Source organism: Pseudomonas sp. LBUM1679 (assembly GCF_059695565.1).
Genome location: NZ_CP166774.1, coordinates 1,033,914 through 1,050,309, shown reverse-complemented (window position 1 = coordinate 1,050,309; position 16,396 = coordinate 1,033,914). Strand labels below are relative to the sequence as shown.

Here is a 16,396-nt window from a genome sequence, read left to right as displayed (position 1 = left end):
AGCCCGCCGAAAAATAGCCGGGAATTGTACCTGATCCACGGCGCAAGCGTCACGTTCACAGGTCAGACGGCACGTACAAAAACGCCCCGGTCTTGCGACAGGGGCGTTTTTTGTCATCGACTGGAACCGCAAATACCCGGGATCAACCGGCCCGACGCAGCATCCAGAGCCCGGCCAGGGCGCAGATACTGGCCGGCAACAGCACCGCCAGGAGTGGCGGAAAACCGAACACCAGGCTCGAAGGCCCCAGCAGATCCTGGACGATGCGGAAGGTAAACCCCACCAGCACACCCGTGAACACCCGCTGGCCGAGGGTCACCGAACGCAACGGACCGAAGATGAAGGAAATCGCCATCAGCACCAGGGCAGCGGTGACCAGCGGCTGCAACACCTTGACCCAAAATGCCAGCCAATAACGACCATTGCTCAGGCCCTGGTCAGCCAGGTAGTGGATGTAACCCCACAGGCCGGTGATCGACAGCGAATCGGGGGACATCACCACCGTACTGAGCAATTGCGGGCTCAGCGCCACGTTCCAGCGCTCGACCGGGGCCGTCACCACTTCCGTGCTTTTTTCATGGAATACTGTGGTCGTGACCTCGCTCAACTGCCAGTGATCCTTGTCGAATTCCGCGCGCTTGGCGAAGCTCGAAGACAGCATATGGCGTTGATCATCGAAGCGATAACGGGTCACGCCATACAGCAGGCCGTTGGGCTGCACCGAGTTGACATGGATAAACTCGTCACCCTGACGGTGCCACAGACCGTGCTTGGCGCTTTGCGCATCGCCACTGCCCTGAGCCAGGGAGCGATTGGCCTGGGCAGTGACTTCCGTCGCCGGGGCGACGTACTCGCCAATCAACAGTCCCACGACCATCAGCACCAGCATCGGCTTCATGACCGCCCAGACGATCCGTCCAACCGATACACCTGCTGCGCGCATGATGGTCAGCTCGCTGTGACTGGCCAGGCTGCCGAGGCCGATCAGGCAACCGATCAGCGCCGCCATCGGCAACATGTCATAGAGACGGCGTGGCGCGGTCAGCAGGACGTAGCTCAACACATCGACCAGGGTGTAGGTATCGCTGACGTCGCTCATCTCGTCGATAAAGGCAAACAGCGTCGCCAGACCGAGAATGATCCCCAGTACGGCCAGGATCGCCATGAACACACTGCTGCCGATGTAACGATCGAGCTTAACCACGGGCCACCTCCAGCGCGCTGCGGCGACTCGCCATTTTCAAGCGCAGGGGTTCCCAATAGAGCAGGCCCAGGCCGATGACCAGGAAGATCGCGTGCACCCACCACAACCCCAGCGCCGGCGGGATCTTGCCCTTCTCGAGGGCGCCGCGGGCGGCAATCAGGATCGTCAGGTAAGCCATATAAAGAAGAATCGCCGGCAACAGCTTGAGGAAACGGCCCTGGCGCGGATTGACCCGCGACAGCGGCACCGCCATCAGGGTCACGATGAACACCAGCAACGGCAAGGACAGGCGCCACTGCAATTCGGTGCGGGAACGGATGTCGTCACTGCCCAGCAGCGAACTGGTGGTCATCGCGTCACGGTCGGTGACTTCATCGCTGACGTCCGGTTTTGGTAGCAATACGCCATATTCGTCATATTTGATCGCCCGGTAGTCGGCCTGACCCGGATTACCGTCATAGCGATAGCCGTTTTCGAGAATCAGGTAGCGGTTGCCGTCGGCGCGGATTTCCTGGCGCCCGTTCTCGGCCACCAGCACGGAAATCCCGCGGTCCTTCTTGTTGTCCGAGGAGACGTTCTTCTGCGAAATGAACACGCCGCCGAGGTTGACGCGGTTATCCGACAACGTTTCGGTATAGGTCACCCGCGTTCCGTCACGCAGCGCCTGGAAACGGCCAGGCTCAAGGGTATCGAACTCGGTCAGGGCATCCTGCTTGTTCAACAGCAACTGGAACTGATTGGCTCCTTGCGGCGCCAGGCTCAGGCTGAGCCACGCCACCACCAATGCAACCAGGGTGGCGGGGAACAACGTCATTGCCAACAGCCGCTGCTGGCTCATGCCGGTGGCCGACAGTACGGTCATTTCGCTTTCAAGGTACAAACGACCGTAGGCCAGCAGAATCCCGAGAAACAGGCCCAACGGCAGAATCAACTGCAAAAAACCCGGCAGGCGAAAACCCATGATCAGAAACAGCGAGCCCGGATCCAGCAGACCGGCAGCCGCCTGGGCGAGGTACTTGATAAAGCGTCCACTCATGATGATGACCAGCAGCACCGCACTGACGGCGCTCAAGGTCAACAGGACTTCTCGGGACAGATAACGAAAGACAATCAAACCAGACACTCCAGGGTTGTCAGGCTAAGGCGGCCAAACAAGCAAACGTATCAGACGGCCCGCAGGGCAGAGCCGCCGAAAAAGTTGGCGCATTATCCTGTGATTGGGTGCGCCTGTCACTGCGCAATGCGTTGGCATGAGGGCTGTAGGAGCGAGCTTGCTCGCGATGGTCGTCAACGATAAAGCTGTCAGTCTGACACCCTGCAGCGCGCTCAAGTTCATCGCTGGCAAGCCAGCTCCAATGGCCGGCAAATCATTGAAGATCGTACAACCGAGGGTTGTCAGGCGCCGGTAGCGAGGTTCAAACTGCGGCCTTTGTCGCAGGCCTTGACTTGCGTCCTCCATTTATAAGCAAGCTCGAACGCATTTCGTCGAGCCATTGCGTGTTGACCATTCATTCAGGGACCCGGACATGGAACTGGTTGTAAAAAGCGTTAACCCAGAAACGTTGAAGACCGCCACGCTGGTAGTCGCCGTCGGCGAAGGCCGCAAGCTCGGCGCAACTGCCCGCCTGCTCGACGAACTGAGCGGCGGCGCCATCAGCGCGGTGCTCAAGCGCGGCGACCTGGCCGGCAAGGTCGGCCAGAGCCTGTTGCTGCACAGCCTGCCGAACCTCAAGGCCGAACGCGTGCTGCTGGTGGGCGTGGGCAAGGACGAAGAGCTGGGCGACCGCCCGTTCCGCAAGATCATCGCCGGCATCCTCAATACCCTCAAAGGCCTGGGCGGCAGCGATGCCGTGCTGGCCCTGGACGAAGTCGCGGTCAAAGGCCGTGACAGCTACGGCAAGACCCGCCTGCTGGCCGAAACCCTGGTGGACGGCGAATACACCTTCGATCAGTTCAAGAGCCAGAAAGCCGAGCCTCGCACCCTGAAGAAAGTCACCCTGGTGACCATCAAGGCAGCCCAGGCTGAAGTCGAGCGCGCCGTGGCCCATGCCACCGCCATCGCCAATGGCATGGCGTTTACCCGCAACCTGGGCAACCTGCCGCCGAACATCTGCCACCCGACTTTCCTCGGCGAACAGGCGAAGAGCCTGGGCAAGGAATTCAAGAGCCTGAAAGTCGAAGTCCTCGACGAGAAGAAGATCAAGGACCTGGGCATGGGCTCGTTCTATGCCGTTGGCCAGGGCAGTGCCCAGCCACCGCGCCTGATCGTCATGCAGTACAACGGCGGCAAGAAATCCGAGAAGCCGTACGCAATGGTCGGCAAAGGCATCACCTTCGACACCGGTGGCATCAGCCTGAAACCAGGCGCCGGCATGGATGAAATGAAGTACGACATGGGCGGTGCCGCCAGCGTCTTCGGTACCCTGCGAGCCGTGCTCGAACTGAAACTGCCGATCAACCTGGTGTGCATCCTGGCCTGCGCCGAGAACATGCCGAGCGGCAACGCTGCGCGCCCTGGCGATATCGTCACCACCATGAGCGGCCAGACCGTGGAAATCCTCAACACCGACGCCGAAGGCCGTCTGGTGCTGTGCGATGCCCTGACCTACTCCGAGCGCTTCAAGCCGCAAGCGGTCATCGACATCGCCACCCTGACCGGCGCCTGCGTCGTCGCACTGGGCTCCCACACCTCGGGCCTGCTGGGCAACAACGACGAACTGATCGGCCAACTGTTGAGCGCCGGCCAGTCCGCCGACGACCGCGCCTGGCAACTGCCGTTGTTCGATGAGTACCAGGAACAGCTGGACAGCCCGTTCGCCGACATCGCCAACATTGGCGGCCCGAAAGCCGGCACCATCACCGCGGCCTGCTTCCTGTCGCGCTTCACCAAGAACCTGAACTGGGCGCACCTGGACATCGCCGGCACGGCGTGGACCAGCGGCGGCAAGGACAAGGGCGCCACCGGCCGTCCGGTTCCACTGCTGACCCAATACCTGCTGGACCGCGCCAAAGTCTAAATATCGCTCACTGACCACTGTAGGAGCGAGCTTGCTCGCGAAAAACTCAAGATCACCGCGATTAACATGGTTTCCCGCGTAATCGTTGACGACCTTCGCGAGCAAGCTCGCTCCTACAGATTCCGCGGAAGTTGATTCCAGGAACCGCAATGACCAAAGTCGACTTCTACATCCTGCCCAGCGCCGATCCATCGGCGCGGCTGGATTTCGCCTGCAAGCTCACCGAGAAAGCCTGGCGCATGGGCCACCGCATCTACCTGCATTGCAGTGATGCCGCCCAGCGTGACGATCTCGATGCGCGCCTGTGGGCCTTCAAGGGCGAAAGCTTCGTGCCTCACGGTCCCGCCGAAAGCGAGCCCGAGGGGGTGATCGTGCTGGGCCTTGGCGATGACTGCGGTCGGCACCAGGATCTGCTGGTCAACCTTGACTTGAAAGTCCCGAGCTTTGCCGGGCAATTCGCCCGCGTAGCGGAAGTGGTGGTGGAAGATTCGACGATTCGTCAGGCCGCGCGGGAGAGTTTCCGCTTCTACCGCGAACAGGGCTATCCTCTGCAAGATCACCGTCTACAGCGACTCTGAGCATTCCGATGGACACTCCAAAACAGCAACAGTCCGCGCACCTGCTGGACGACCTCGAGTCGATCCGGCAACTGCTCGGAGACGACAACCTGCAACCGCCCCTGCTGACCGACACGGTCGAGGACGATGACCAGGAACAGATTCCGATGTTGTTCGATACGGTCAGCGCTTCCCAGCCTACCGTCGAACCGACACCGCCCACCCCTGCCGCCGAACCGGCTCCGGACACCACGAGCAAAGGTCCCGATGCCTTGTTGCACCTGGATGGCGAACTGCGCGCCGCCGCCATGCTGATCATGCAAGACGTGATCGACGACTTCGCCCCGCACATCGAAACCGAAATCAAACGCCGGCTCGCTGCGCGGATGGAGCGGTTGCTCAGCCAGTACGAATAGCCCGCGCCATTCCAATGTAGGAGCTGCCGCAGGCTGCGATCTTTTGACTTTGATCTTCAGTGTTCTTGAAGACGCCAAAAGATCGCAGCCTGCGGCAGCTCCTACAGGGTTAGCCCCCTCACTACAAATTGCCCCCACATTTGATTCGCGCTGTTATTGATCTGCGCCCTGTCCGCACCTGCTCGCCCTCTGCCCCATGCCCCGCTATACTTGCCGGCTTTTCCTGAATAAATGCCAATAGGGTCCCGCCGCGCATGGATAAGACCTACCAGCCGCACGCCATTGAAACTTCCTGGTACAACACCTGGGAGTCAGAGAATTACTTCGCCCCGCAAGGCGCGGGCGAGTCCTACACCATCATGATCCCGCCGCCGAACGTCACCGGCAGCCTGCACATGGGTCACGGCTTCAATAACGCGATCATGGACGCCCTGATCCGTTTCCGCCGCATGCAGGGTCGCAACACCCTGTGGCAGCCGGGCACCGACCATGCCGGTATCGCCACGCAAATGCTGGTGGAACGTCAACTCGAAGCCCAGGGCCAGAGTCGTCATGACCTGGGCCGTGAGAAATTTCTCGAAAAGGTCTGGGAGTGGAAGGATCAGTCCGGCGGCAACATCAGCCGTCAGATCCGCCGCCTCGGCTCGTCCGTGGACTGGAGCCGCGAGCGCTTCACCATGGACGACGGCCTCTCGGAAGCGGTTAAAGAAGCGTTCGTGCGCCTGCACGAAGACGGCCTGATCTATCGCGGCAAGCGCCTGGTCAACTGGGACACCAAGTTGCACACGGCGATTTCCGACCTCGAAGTGGAAAACCACGACGAGAAAGGCTTCCTGTGGAACCTGAAGTACCCGCTGGCCGACGGCGCCAAGACCGCTGAAGGCAACGACTACCTGATCGTCGCGACCACTCGCCCGGAAACCATGCTCGGCGACGCCGCCGTGGCTGTTAACCCGAACGATGAACGCTACAAAGCCCTGATCGGCCAATTTGTCGAGCTGCCGCTGGTCGGCCGCCGCATCCCGATCATTGCCGACGATTACTGCGATCCCGAATTCGGCACCGGCTGCGTGAAAATCACCCCGGCCCACGATTTCAACGACTACGAAGTCGGCAAGCGCCACAACCTGCCGCTGCTGAACATCTTCGACAAGAACGCCGCTGTGTTGCCCGCCTGCCAGGTGTTCAACCTCGATGGCACGCTGAACGAAAGCATCGACGGCAAGATCCCGGCCGAATACGCAGGCCTGGACCGCTTCGAAGCGCGCAAGCAGATCGTTGCTGCATTCGAAGCCGCCGGCCTGCTGGTCAGCGTCGACGATCACGGCCTGAAAGTACCGAAAGGCGACCGCTCCGGCACCATCATCGAGCCGTGGCTGACCGACCAGTGGTACGTGTCGACCAAGCCATTGGCCGAGCCTGCGATTGCTGCCGTTGAAGACGGCCGTATCCAGTTCGTGCCCAAGCAGTACGAAAACATGTACTTCTCGTGGATGCGCGACATCCAGGATTGGTGCATCAGCCGTCAGCTGTGGTGGGGCCACCGGATTCCGGCCTGGTACGACGAGTCGGGCAAAGTCTACGTCGGTCGCGACGAAGCCGAAGTACGTGCCAAGCACAACCTCGGTCCGGACGTTGCGCTGCAACAGGACAATGACGTTCTCGACACCTGGTTCAGTTCGGGGCTGTGGACCTTCTCCACCCTCGGCTGGCCCGAGCAGACCGAATTCCTGAAGAAATTCCACTCCACCGACGTGCTGGTCACCGGTTTCGACATCATTTTCTTCTGGGTTGCCCGGATGATCATGCTCACCATGCACTTGGTGAAAAACGAAGACGGCACGCCGCAGGTTCCGTTCAAGACCGTTTATGTGCACGGTCTCGTCCGTGATGGCCAGGGCCAGAAGATGTCCAAATCCAAGGGCAACGTCCTGGACCCGCTGGACATCATCGACGGCATCGAACTGGAAGACCTGGTGCAGAAACGCACCTCCGGCATGATGCAGCCGAAGCTGGCGAAGAAGATCGAAAAGCAGACCCGCGACGAGTTCGCCGACGGCATCGCCAGCTACGGCACCGACGCCCTGCGTTTCACCTTCTGCTCGCTGGCGTCCACCGGCCGCGACATCAAGTTCGACATGGGCCGCGTCGAAGGCTATCGCAATTTCTGCAACAAGATCTGGAACGCTGCGCGCTACGTGCTGGACAAGGGCGAAGACTGCGGCCAGAACGGCGAAGCCTTTGAGCTGTCGCTGGCCGATCGCTGGATCATCTCGCAGCTGCAACGCACCGAAGCCGAAGTGACCCGTCAGCTCGACCAGTTCCGCTTCGACCTGGCGGCACAAGCCTTGTACGAGTTCATCTGGAACCAGTATTGCGACTGGTACCTGGAACTGTCCAAGCCTGTACTGTGGGACGAAAACGCGCCGGTCGAACGTCAGCGCGGCACGCGTCGCACGCTGGTTCGGGTGCTGGAAGTCGCGCTGCGCCTGGCACACCCGTTCATGCCGTTCATCACCGAAGAAATCTGGCAGCGCCTCGCGCCGCTGGCCGGTATCGAAGGCAAGACGATCATGCTGCAACCGTGGCCAGTGGCCAATGAAGAGCGCATCGATCCGGCTGCCGAAAACGACATCGAATGGCTCAAGGGCCTGATGCTCGGCACGCGTAACATTCGTGGCGAAATGAACATCGGTCCAGGCAAACCGCTGAACCTGTTCCTGAAAAACGTCAGTGCCGAAGATCAGCGTCGCCTCACCGAGAACGAAGCCTTGCTGAAAAAGCTGGCCCGTCTGGAGTCGATCACCGTATTGGCGGCCGGCGAAGAAGCACCACTGTCCGCCACCGCGCTGGTGGGCGAGATGGAAGTGCTGGTGCCAATGGCCGGCTTGATCGACAAGGACGCCGAGCTGGCACGTCTGGACAAGGAAATCCTGCGTCTGCAAGGCGAAGTCCAGCGCGTGGGCGGCAAGCTGTCCAACGCCGGTTTCGTCGACAAGGCCCCGGCCGAAGTCATCGACAAGGAACGCGCCAAACTGGCTGAAGCCGAACAGGCTTTGGGCAAATTGGCGGAGCAGCATGCACGGATTGCCAGCCTGTAACGGCAAATCGCAATGAAAAAGGGAGGCCGGATGGCCTCCCTTTTTCATGCCCGCCCCTTTCCCCCAAACACCACAACCCCCTGTAGGAGCTGCCGCAGGCTGCGATCTTTGGATCTTGTTTTTAAAAAGCAAAGTCAAAAGATCGCAGCCTTCGGCAGCTCCTGCAGGGGATATGCATCATGATGGAGTGAATGTGGGACAATACCCGCCACTTTTAGCCATGCCCGAATCGACAACGCCCATGAACGCCCCCCGCACACCCCGCCCTGCGCGCAAGAAGCCCGAATCCGCGACCCCGGCCAAAGCCGTGGAACCACGCGAAAAGGCCAGCCTGCACCCGCGCAACCGCCACCAGGGTCGCTACGACTTCCCGGCGCTGATCAAAACCACGCCGGAACTGGCGCAGTTCGTGATCATCAACCCGTATGGCAAGGAAAGTATCGACTTCGCCAGCCCCGACGCGGTGCGGGTGTTCAACCGGGCGCTGCTCAAGTCGTTCTACGGCATTGCCCATTGGGACATCCCGGCCGACTACCTCTGCCCGCCGGTCCCGGGCCGTGCCGATTACGTGCACTTCCTGGCCGACCTGCTGGCCAGCGTCAATGATGGCGAGATCCCTCGTGGCGCGCCGGTCAAGGTGCTCGATATCGGCATGGGCGCCAATTGCGTCTATCCGTTAATCGGCTACAGCGATTACCGCTGGCACTTCCTCGGTTCGGAAATCGACCCGACGGCCGTGGCCGCTGCCAAAGCCATCGTGCAGTCCAACGGGCTGAACAAAGCCATTCAGTTGCGCCAGCAGAGTAATCCCAAGCACATCCTGCTGGGCCTGCTCGAACCCGGCGAACGCTTTGACCTGACCATGTGCAACCCGCCGTTCCACGCGTCGATGGATGAGGCCACCAAGGGCAGCGAGCGTAAATGGCGCGCGCTGGGCCGGGCCGATCCAAAACGCAAACTGCCGGTGCTGAACTTTGGCGGTCAGTCGGCTGAATTGTGGTGTGAAGGTGGCGAAGCACGCTTCGTGACGCAACTGATCGCCGAAAGCGCGCATTTTCAACACAAGGTGCTGTGGTTCAGCACCCTGGTGTCGAAGGCCTCCAACCTGCCAGTCATACAGACAGCCCTGAAAAAGGCCGGTGTACTGGAAAGCCAGGTGGTGGAGATGTCTCAGGGGCAGAAGCAAAGCCGCTTCGTCGCCTGGACCTTCCAGACCAAGTCCGAGCAACAAGTCTGGCGCGAACGCTGGGCGCGCAAGAGCTGATCAACTGTGGGAGCGAGCTTGCTCCGGGCGGCGTTCCGACGATGGCGGCCTGTCAGGCAACATTTCTGTTGAATGTTGTGGCCTCATCGCGAGCAAGCTCGCTCCCACATGGGCATAGCGGTGTTGGTAGTAAATCGCAGACACAAAAAAACCGTGCCCGGATTGCTCCGTTGCACGGTTTTTTAACAAATCTTACTTGTTGACAGCGTCAGTCAGGCCTTTGGCCACAACCAGCTTGATCACTTTCTTGGCAGCGATTTCGATGGCTGCGCCAGTCGAAGGGTTACGGCCAGTACGGGCAGGACGCTCGGTCACTTTCAGCTTGCCGATACCTGGCAGGGTGATTTCGCCGCCGTTTTCCAGCTGATCGGCAACGATTTGGCCCAGCTGGTCCAGAGCGTTACGCGCGGTGGTTTTTGGCGCGTCGATAGCTTCAGCGATGTCGGCGATCAGTTGGTCTTTAGTAAGAGCCATGTAGTGTTCCTTCCCTATCAAATTCATATGGATTGCAGAGTGCAGTGTCAGCCATCGAGCCCGATCTTCTGGATCTGGCACCCTCGGCCAATAACCACGGGATCGGGGTTATAGATACCGAAATCAGGGTTTGGTTCGACCTGACAAATGCTGAATGCACGCTTAACGCAGTGACTTCGCGCAAGACCGGGCAAAACTAGCACAGAGACGGGGAAATATCCGCCTCTTGCTACCCATTTGGTCAGCTTTATTGCACTAAAACTGCAAAAAACTGCATAAGCAGCGCCCCATGACCCGAAATTGCCCCACCATCCCCCTGTAGGAGCTGCCGAAGGCTGCTCCTACAGGGGGATGCGCCATGGCATGGTATCAGCGCCAAAACCAGAGATTGCGGTACACTGAGCGCTTTTTCGGGGAGCACGCCCTCCCCTCTTCAATCAGCCGAGAAGCCCATGCCGATCCGTCATTGCATCGTCCACCTGATCGACAAAAAACCCGACGGCACACCTGCAGTTCTCCATGCCCGCAATGAAGCATTGCCCGAGTCGAGCGCCATCGAGAACATGCTTGCCGACCTCAACGAGAGCTACAACGCCAAACAAGGCAAGGCCTGGGGTCTGTTCCATGCCGAGTCCGGGGCACATCCGTTCAGCGGCTGGCTGAAGGAATACCTCGATGGCGGCAAGGATTTCACGGCGTTCAGCCGGGTGGCGGTGGAACATCTGCAGAAGCTGATGGAAGAGTCCAACCTCTCTGTGGGCGGCCACGTGCTGTTTGCGCATTACCAGCAAGGCATGACCGATTACCTGGCGATCGCCTTGCTGCACCACAGTGAAGGCGTCGCAGTGACCGAACAGCTGGACGTGACACCGTCGCGGCACCTGGATCTGGGTCAGTTGCACCTGGCGGCGCGGATCAACGTCTCCGAGTGGCAGAACAACAAGCAGTCCAGGCAGTACATTTCGTTCATCAAAGGCAAGAACGGGAAAAAGGTTTCGGAGTATTTCCGCGATTTCATCGGCTGCCAGGAAGGCGTCGACGGTCCGGGCGAAACCCGCACCTTGCTCAAGGCATTCAGCGACTTCGTCGAAAGCGAAGACCTGCCGGAAGAGTCCGCCCGCGAGAAGACCAAAACCCTGGTCGACTACGCCAGCAGCCAGGCAAAAATGGGCGAACCCATGGGCCTGGAAGAGCTCTCGGAGCTGATCGACGAAGAACGGCCGAAAGCCTTCTACGATCACATCCGCAACAAGGACTACGGCCTGTCACCGGAGATACCCGCGGATAAACGCACCCTGAACCAGTTCCGCCGCTTCACGGGCCGGGCCGAGGGCCTGTCGATCAGCTTCGAAGCGCACCTGCTGGGCTCGAAGATCGAATATGACGAAGAAGCCGGCACGCTGATCATCAAAGGCCTGCCGACCCAACTCACCGACCAGCTCAAGCGACGCAACTGATGCTGAGCGGGGTCCTGAAGAAGTGCCTGCTGATCCTGCTGGTGGTGGTGGTCTATCAGCACTGGGGCAAGATCGAGCGGCTATTCAATCCGACCCAGGTGGTATCCGAGCAGACCCGGGCCAAGGCCAGGGTCGTGCTCTATACCACCGACTGGTGTGGCTACTGCAAACTGAGCCGACGCTTTCTCGACCAGAAAGGCGTTGTCTACCAGGAATTCGATATCGAGAAGGACGCCGAGGCGCGCAAGGCCTATGAGGCGTTGGGTGGCGGCGGGATTCCGATCCTCGATGTGAACGGGACGCTGATTCGCGGGTATGACCCGGACGCCATCCTCGCTGCCTTGAAATAACCCTCTGTAGGAGCTGGCTTGCCAGCGAAGGCGTCCGTCCAGGCGATACATGTGTCGGCTGACCTACCGCTTTCGCTGGCAAGCCAGCTCCTACAGGGGGTCGGTGCAGGGCCGGAGATCCACGTTGGCGCTCATTGCGCTTCGATACGGAATCCAAGCCGCGGAAAGTGCACATGCACTACGCCGCCACGTTCGTCTTCGCGACGCACAATCAACTCTTCGCAGCCCGCAAACATCAACTCACCGGCCACCGGGTCAACCCCATAATCGGTTGCGGCAATCACTACCTGCTGGCCAGCCTCGAACCCGTTCGGCTCATCGAATTGCTCATCCGGCAATGCCGCCGGCGTGGCATTGCGCGCAATCTCCAACGCCTCCCCAGACGTCATCTCGCTGAACGCGCCATGACCGAAGCCCATTACGCGCCCCAACCACGCCGAAACCGCCGGATAAGTGTCGACCAACGGTGAAGTCACCGGCGTCGCCTTGAGGAACCACAACGGATGCGCCAAGGCAAAATCGGCTATCGATGGCTCACCCAACAGGAAGTCGCCCTGCTCGCGCTGCAGCTGCTGCTCCAGGCGCAGCATGAGTGTCGGCCATTGATGCCGGGCCTGCTCGGCGGACAAGCGCGTGGCGCTGCCACCGCTGAACAATCCGGCGCGATCGGCAATGAACGCCTTGATCGCTTCCGGCGGCATATTGCCGAAACGTACGGCGAGCGATTCCGGCTGGAACACCAGGCTCACCGCGTGTTGAAACACCACCGAGTCAGCCCAGGCGGCGAACGTCGCGGCGATCATTTCCTGACCTTCCGGAAAGAACGCCGGCAAGGCTTTTTCCTGCTCCAGACGACGGGCGATCAATGCGGTATCGCAATAAATATCAGCGCCGATCTGCAACACCGGCGTCTTGCGGTAGCCGCCGGTCAACGCCGTCAGGTCGGGTTTAGGCATCACCGGCGAAATCATCACCGAGCGCCAGGACAGCCCCTTGAAGCCCAACAGCAAGCGGGCCTTTTCGGCAAAAAGGGACGTCGGGTAATGATGAAGAATCAACTCGGACATGCTCGGCTCCGCCGCACGGGAAAGGAGTTCGCAGCTTAGCGCGCAATCCACCCGCAGCCCACCGATCTGCCTGATGGGAACTTATCAGTCAGATTGATGACCTGTAGGAGCTGGCTTGTCGGATCGCCGCACCGCAGCGAAGGCGTCCGTCCAGGCGATACATGTGTCGACTGACCCACCGCTTTCGCTGGCAAGCCAGCTCCTACAGGGGTACGCGTGCGGCACTCGCCACCAGGCATTCCTTGGCGCTTTTCCTGAGTTTTTTGATCAGCCGCTCCTGACGCAACGCTTCGCTTCTGTCGCGGCAGACTTCTGTGTAGACCAACGCCACGGCCGGGCTGGACAGGAAAAACCGCGCGCCTTTGCCACGCTGGTGAGCGGCAAAGCGGCGGACCGGGTCGTCGCTGACCCCGCAGTAAAGCGAACCGTTGGCCGCGCGCACGAGGTAAACGAACCAGGATTTGCTCTCCGGAGTATCGGCGTCGACAGGATTTTCGCTGAGGCTGGTCATGTAACGATCAAGGCTGGAAAGTAAACAAGCGCTGATCTTATCAGCGACTGGCCTGGAATGCCTTCAGCCCCTTCAAGGCCTGAGCGCGAACGGCGTTGCGCACCGCGGGTGTCCAGCCCAGCAGCAGCCCCTTGAAACCCAGCGCCTGTCGGGACCAGGCCCACAGATCGAAACTGTCGTGATGCTCGCAAATCTTGCCGTCGCGAAAAACGAAACGCGCCTGAATATCATTGACCACGGTGTTGCCGGTCTGGCTGAACAGGTAAGTCGCCACCCAGTGCGCACCGCCGGTGCGTTCATCACTGCGCACGTTATCGAATGTCAGGGAGAAATCCCTGGCCCGCGTGGTGAGCATGCGCCACATGTCACCGGCATCGCGGCCGCGCAGCTCACCGAACGCCGGATCACTGAACACCACGTCATCGGTGTAGCAGGCGCTCATGGCCTCGGCATCGAGCCGCTGGAACGCTTGGTAGAACTGGGTGATCAATGCGCTATGGGCATCACTCATGGGCAGGCTCCCGGGGTTTGCAAGCTGACGACGAAAGATTGCCTGCACGATAGTCTGCCAAGGCCTGGAACACTATCGGCATTCGTGGCGGGAATACCGTGACTGACCAGGCGCGCCACATCACTAGCGCACCATGCCGATCTCACGGGCGTAAGCAAAGAGCTCCACATCCGTTGAAATGCCGAGCCTGCGCATGGCCATTTTTTTTTGTTTACTGATGGTCGAAACGCTCCGTTGGATGTGCTCGGCGATTTCACTGACCGTCATTCCACCGGCGAGCATTCTCACCACTTCATGTTCTTTCGCTGACAGTGACGAAGACCGTGACTGCGTCTCGGTGTCTGCCTCAACCAGTGCCGTGTGCAAGGACTTGCTGATAAAGCGTCGACCTTCGCCCACCGATTTGATCGCCCTGGGCAATTCCGTCGCCGACGCGTCTTTAGCGACGATTGCCATCACGCCTTGAGCGAGCGCAGCCCTCAGTGTCACCACATTGGCAAACATCGTGACCAGAATGATCGGTGTTGAAGGGTAGCGACGTCGCACCATGCTCAGCATCTTCAGTCCATCGGACTGCTGGTTTCCCGGCATGGAAAAGTCCGTGATCAGCAGATCACAAGGCATGGATGACAGCAGCTTCCACAAGCTGTCCGGGCCATCGGCCTCGCCCACAACTACACACGCCCGGCTTAGATCGATGAGCATCCGCAACCCGATGCGAACGACAGGATGGTCGTCAGCAATAATTACACGCATTGTCGGATTTATCCTGTTTGGTCACTGGAAAGCGCGAAAAATAGCGCCGCCCTGTGCCAACCACAACGACCAATTCAGATCATGAAACTGCTTCGTCCAACGTATTCAAGGCACTGCTCTTTATCCTACAAAACAAAGAGAATCCCCCTACATTTGAAAGCTATATCTCCCACATCGACAGACTACATAAATCACGCCGGAAGCTGACGATCAGTACTTTTCAACACATTCATACGCCGGGCGGTTCGTTTTCGTATTAGTTGCATTCCACCTCTCTACTCAGACCGATAGAGTGCTCCCTGCCCGAACTGGTCAACGCCCAATAATCATTCAAGGAAGAATCAGCATATGAACATACAACATATGAAAAAACATTTACCCCTATTGACCGCTACGTTGCTGTTGGCCGGTACTACGTCCGTTTTTGCCGCTTCCAGCACGAACCTGGCCGTTAAAGGCATTATCACTCCGGCAGCCTGCACGCCCAGTCTGTCAAGCAATGGTGAAATTGATTATGGGAAAATTTCGGCCAAGGATCTTAACAAGACCACACCGACGTTTCTGCGCCGCACCGCCTTGCAACTGAATGTTGCTTGCGATGCCGCAACTTCATTTGCGCTCCACCTCGCAGACAATCGTCCAAATTCAGCGATTCATCCTCTCTACACGTATGGCTTAGGCCTGATCAACACCAACGAAAAGCTCGGGGGATTTGAGCTTACGTATGACAGTGCAATCACGGAAAACGGTCCAAAAGAAGTGCTAGGTGCCTATCGACGGCCATGCAACGCTCGAAGTCAAATATATCTGATCCATTGTCTTTAACGGGCAGCGCCGGGTCACTTGCGTTGCTCGCTCGGTCATATTCGAATACCCCAAGAGACACATCATGACGATGCTTTTAACTGGCACGCGCCGCTTGCTCCATTGCGGCATTGGCGCACTCGTTCTCCTGCTGACGGTGCAGGCCCAGGCTGACGGCATGGTACCGGACACCTCGGTGGTTATTATCAACGAGGCCGACGGCGAAGCATCCGTATCAGTCACCAACACCGACGCCACCCTGGCGTTGATGCACGTCACTATCGAAAACATTCCTGAAGACCCTGAACCCCTGGTGTTCGTAACGCCCCCGCTGGCACGCGTCGAAGCGTCGAAAACCCAGTTGGTAAGGTTCATTCTCCAATCGGAAAAACCCCTGCTCACCCAGCGCTTGAAACGGGTGATTTTTGAAGGCATACCGCAAGGAAAGCCCGCCGCCGAAGCCGGACATGCCCGTGTCGGTGTAACGGCGCGCCAGAACTTGCCGGTAATCCTCCACCCCAAGGGCCTCGCACCTAATCGCACGCCCTGGACTGATCTGCAATGGTCGCTGCAGGACGGTCAACTGACCGTGCGCAACGAAACACCTTACGTGGTCCGCCTGGGCCAGGAAGTGCAATTGCTGCCTTCAGCTGGCAACGCGACGCTGCCAAAAACCTACGTGTTGCCCGGCGAACACATCAGCATTGCGGTGGCTGGAGGCAATGCCACGCAAGTGCGCTTTCAGCCGGCCACCGTCTACGGTTTCGCGGTGCCGCACTATGAGGCGCCCATCAAATTCTGAAACCGCAACTATCCACTGCGCCCCAAAGGAACCGCGAGCGCCGATTTTTCAAGTGATGGCCCTTTGGGCGCTGCCACGAGCGCGCCTGAAGCCGCAGTAAAACAG

16 protein-coding genes are annotated in these 16,396 nt (G+C 59.5%); 9 read left to right on the top strand and 7 right to left on the bottom strand.

Annotated features, from left to right (window positions below; all coding sequences use genetic code 11):
• Positions 1-142: 142 nt before the first annotated feature.
• A complete protein-coding gene (gene lptG / locus ACA062_RS04775) occupies positions 143-1,204 on the bottom strand; it encodes an LPS export ABC transporter permease LptG (RefSeq protein ID WP_497455424.1) in 1,062 nt (353 codons plus the stop codon).
• A complete protein-coding gene (gene lptF / locus ACA062_RS04770) occupies positions 1,197-2,318 on the bottom strand; it encodes an LPS export ABC transporter permease LptF (protein WP_497455423.1) in 1,122 nt (373 codons plus the stop codon). Before lptF ends, lptG begins: the two co-directional genes overlap by 8 nt.
• A 412-nt stretch (positions 2,319-2,730) precedes the next feature.
• On the opposite strand from lptF, the gene ACA062_RS04765 reads away from it, so the two are divergent.
• From ACA062_RS04765 to rlmF, 5 genes are all read left to right on the top strand, one after another.
• A complete protein-coding gene (locus ACA062_RS04765; protein WP_497455422.1) occupies positions 2,731-4,221 on the top strand; it encodes a leucyl aminopeptidase in 1,491 nt (496 codons plus the stop codon).
• 149 nt (positions 4,222-4,370) lie between these two features.
• Positions 4,371-4,799: a DNA polymerase III subunit chi gene (locus ACA062_RS04760; protein WP_497455421.1), complete on the top strand. Its 429-nt coding sequence runs from the start codon at positions 4,371-4,373 to the stop codon at positions 4,797-4,799.
• A gap of 8 nt (positions 4,800-4,807) precedes the next feature.
• On the top strand, positions 4,808-5,194 hold the full coding sequence (locus tag ACA062_RS04755; RefSeq protein WP_497455420.1) for a DNA polymerase III subunit chi: 387 nt from the start codon (positions 4,808-4,810) through the stop codon (positions 5,192-5,194).
• 254 nt (positions 5,195-5,448) lie between these two features.
• Positions 5,449-8,295 (top strand): valine--tRNA ligase, encoded by a 2,847-nt coding sequence (locus ACA062_RS04750; RefSeq protein ID WP_497455419.1) that lies wholly within the window; start codon positions 5,449-5,451, stop codon positions 8,293-8,295.
• A 241-nt stretch (positions 8,296-8,536) separates the two neighbouring features.
• A complete protein-coding gene (gene rlmF, locus ACA062_RS04745; RefSeq protein ID WP_497455418.1) occupies positions 8,537-9,559 on the top strand; it encodes a 23S rRNA (adenine(1618)-N(6))-methyltransferase RlmF in 1,023 nt (340 codons plus the stop codon).
• Between the two features lie 192 nt (positions 9,560-9,751).
• Here the strand turns inward: rlmF and ACA062_RS04740 are convergent, their stop codons facing one another.
• A complete protein-coding gene (locus ACA062_RS04740) occupies positions 9,752-10,033 on the bottom strand; it encodes an HU family DNA-binding protein (protein ID WP_007905514.1) in 282 nt (93 codons plus the stop codon).
• A 452-nt stretch (positions 10,034-10,485) separates the two neighbouring features.
• Between ACA062_RS04740 and yejK the strand changes: the two genes are divergently transcribed.
• Positions 10,486-11,490: a nucleoid-associated protein YejK gene (gene yejK, locus ACA062_RS04735; RefSeq protein ID WP_497455417.1), complete on the top strand. Its 1,005-nt coding sequence runs from the start codon at positions 10,486-10,488 to the stop codon at positions 11,488-11,490.
• Positions 11,490-11,840, top strand: coding sequence for a glutaredoxin family protein (locus ACA062_RS04730; RefSeq protein WP_497455416.1), 351 nt, complete (start codon positions 11,490-11,492; stop codon positions 11,838-11,840). The genes yejK and ACA062_RS04730 overlap by 1 nt, the downstream gene beginning before the upstream one ends.
• Positions 11,841-11,971: 131 nt before the next feature.
• On the opposite strand, the gene ACA062_RS04725 is transcribed toward ACA062_RS04730, so the two are convergent.
• From ACA062_RS04725 to ACA062_RS04710, 4 genes are all read right to left on the bottom strand, one after another.
• Positions 11,972-12,907: a glutathione S-transferase family protein gene (locus ACA062_RS04725; RefSeq protein ID WP_497455415.1), complete on the bottom strand. Its 936-nt coding sequence runs from the start codon at positions 12,905-12,907 to the stop codon at positions 11,972-11,974.
• A gap of 202 nt (positions 12,908-13,109) precedes the next feature.
• Complete coding sequence (locus tag ACA062_RS04720) at positions 13,110-13,418, bottom strand: GIY-YIG nuclease family protein (RefSeq protein WP_497455414.1); 309 nt, start codon at positions 13,416-13,418, stop codon at positions 13,110-13,112.
• A gap of 40 nt (positions 13,419-13,458) precedes the next feature.
• Positions 13,459-13,929 (bottom strand): nuclear transport factor 2 family protein, encoded by a 471-nt coding sequence (locus ACA062_RS04715; protein WP_497455413.1) that lies wholly within the window; start codon positions 13,927-13,929, stop codon positions 13,459-13,461.
• Positions 13,930-14,052: 123 nt separating this feature from the next.
• A complete protein-coding gene (locus tag ACA062_RS04710; protein WP_497455412.1) occupies positions 14,053-14,685 on the bottom strand; it encodes a response regulator in 633 nt (210 codons plus the stop codon).
• Positions 14,686-15,033: 348 nt separating this feature from the next.
• Between ACA062_RS04710 and ACA062_RS04705 the strand changes: the two genes are divergently transcribed.
• Together ACA062_RS04705 and ACA062_RS04700 are read left to right on the top strand one after the other, a co-directional pair.
• Complete coding sequence (locus tag ACA062_RS04705; protein WP_497455411.1) at positions 15,034-15,510, top strand: DUF1120 domain-containing protein; 477 nt, start codon at positions 15,034-15,036, stop codon at positions 15,508-15,510.
• 64 nt (positions 15,511-15,574) lie between these two features.
• Entirely contained in the window at positions 15,575-16,291 is a 717-nt protein-coding gene (locus ACA062_RS04700) for a fimbria/pilus chaperone family protein (RefSeq protein ID WP_497455410.1), read from the top strand.
• Positions 16,292-16,396 lie beyond the last annotated feature (105 nt).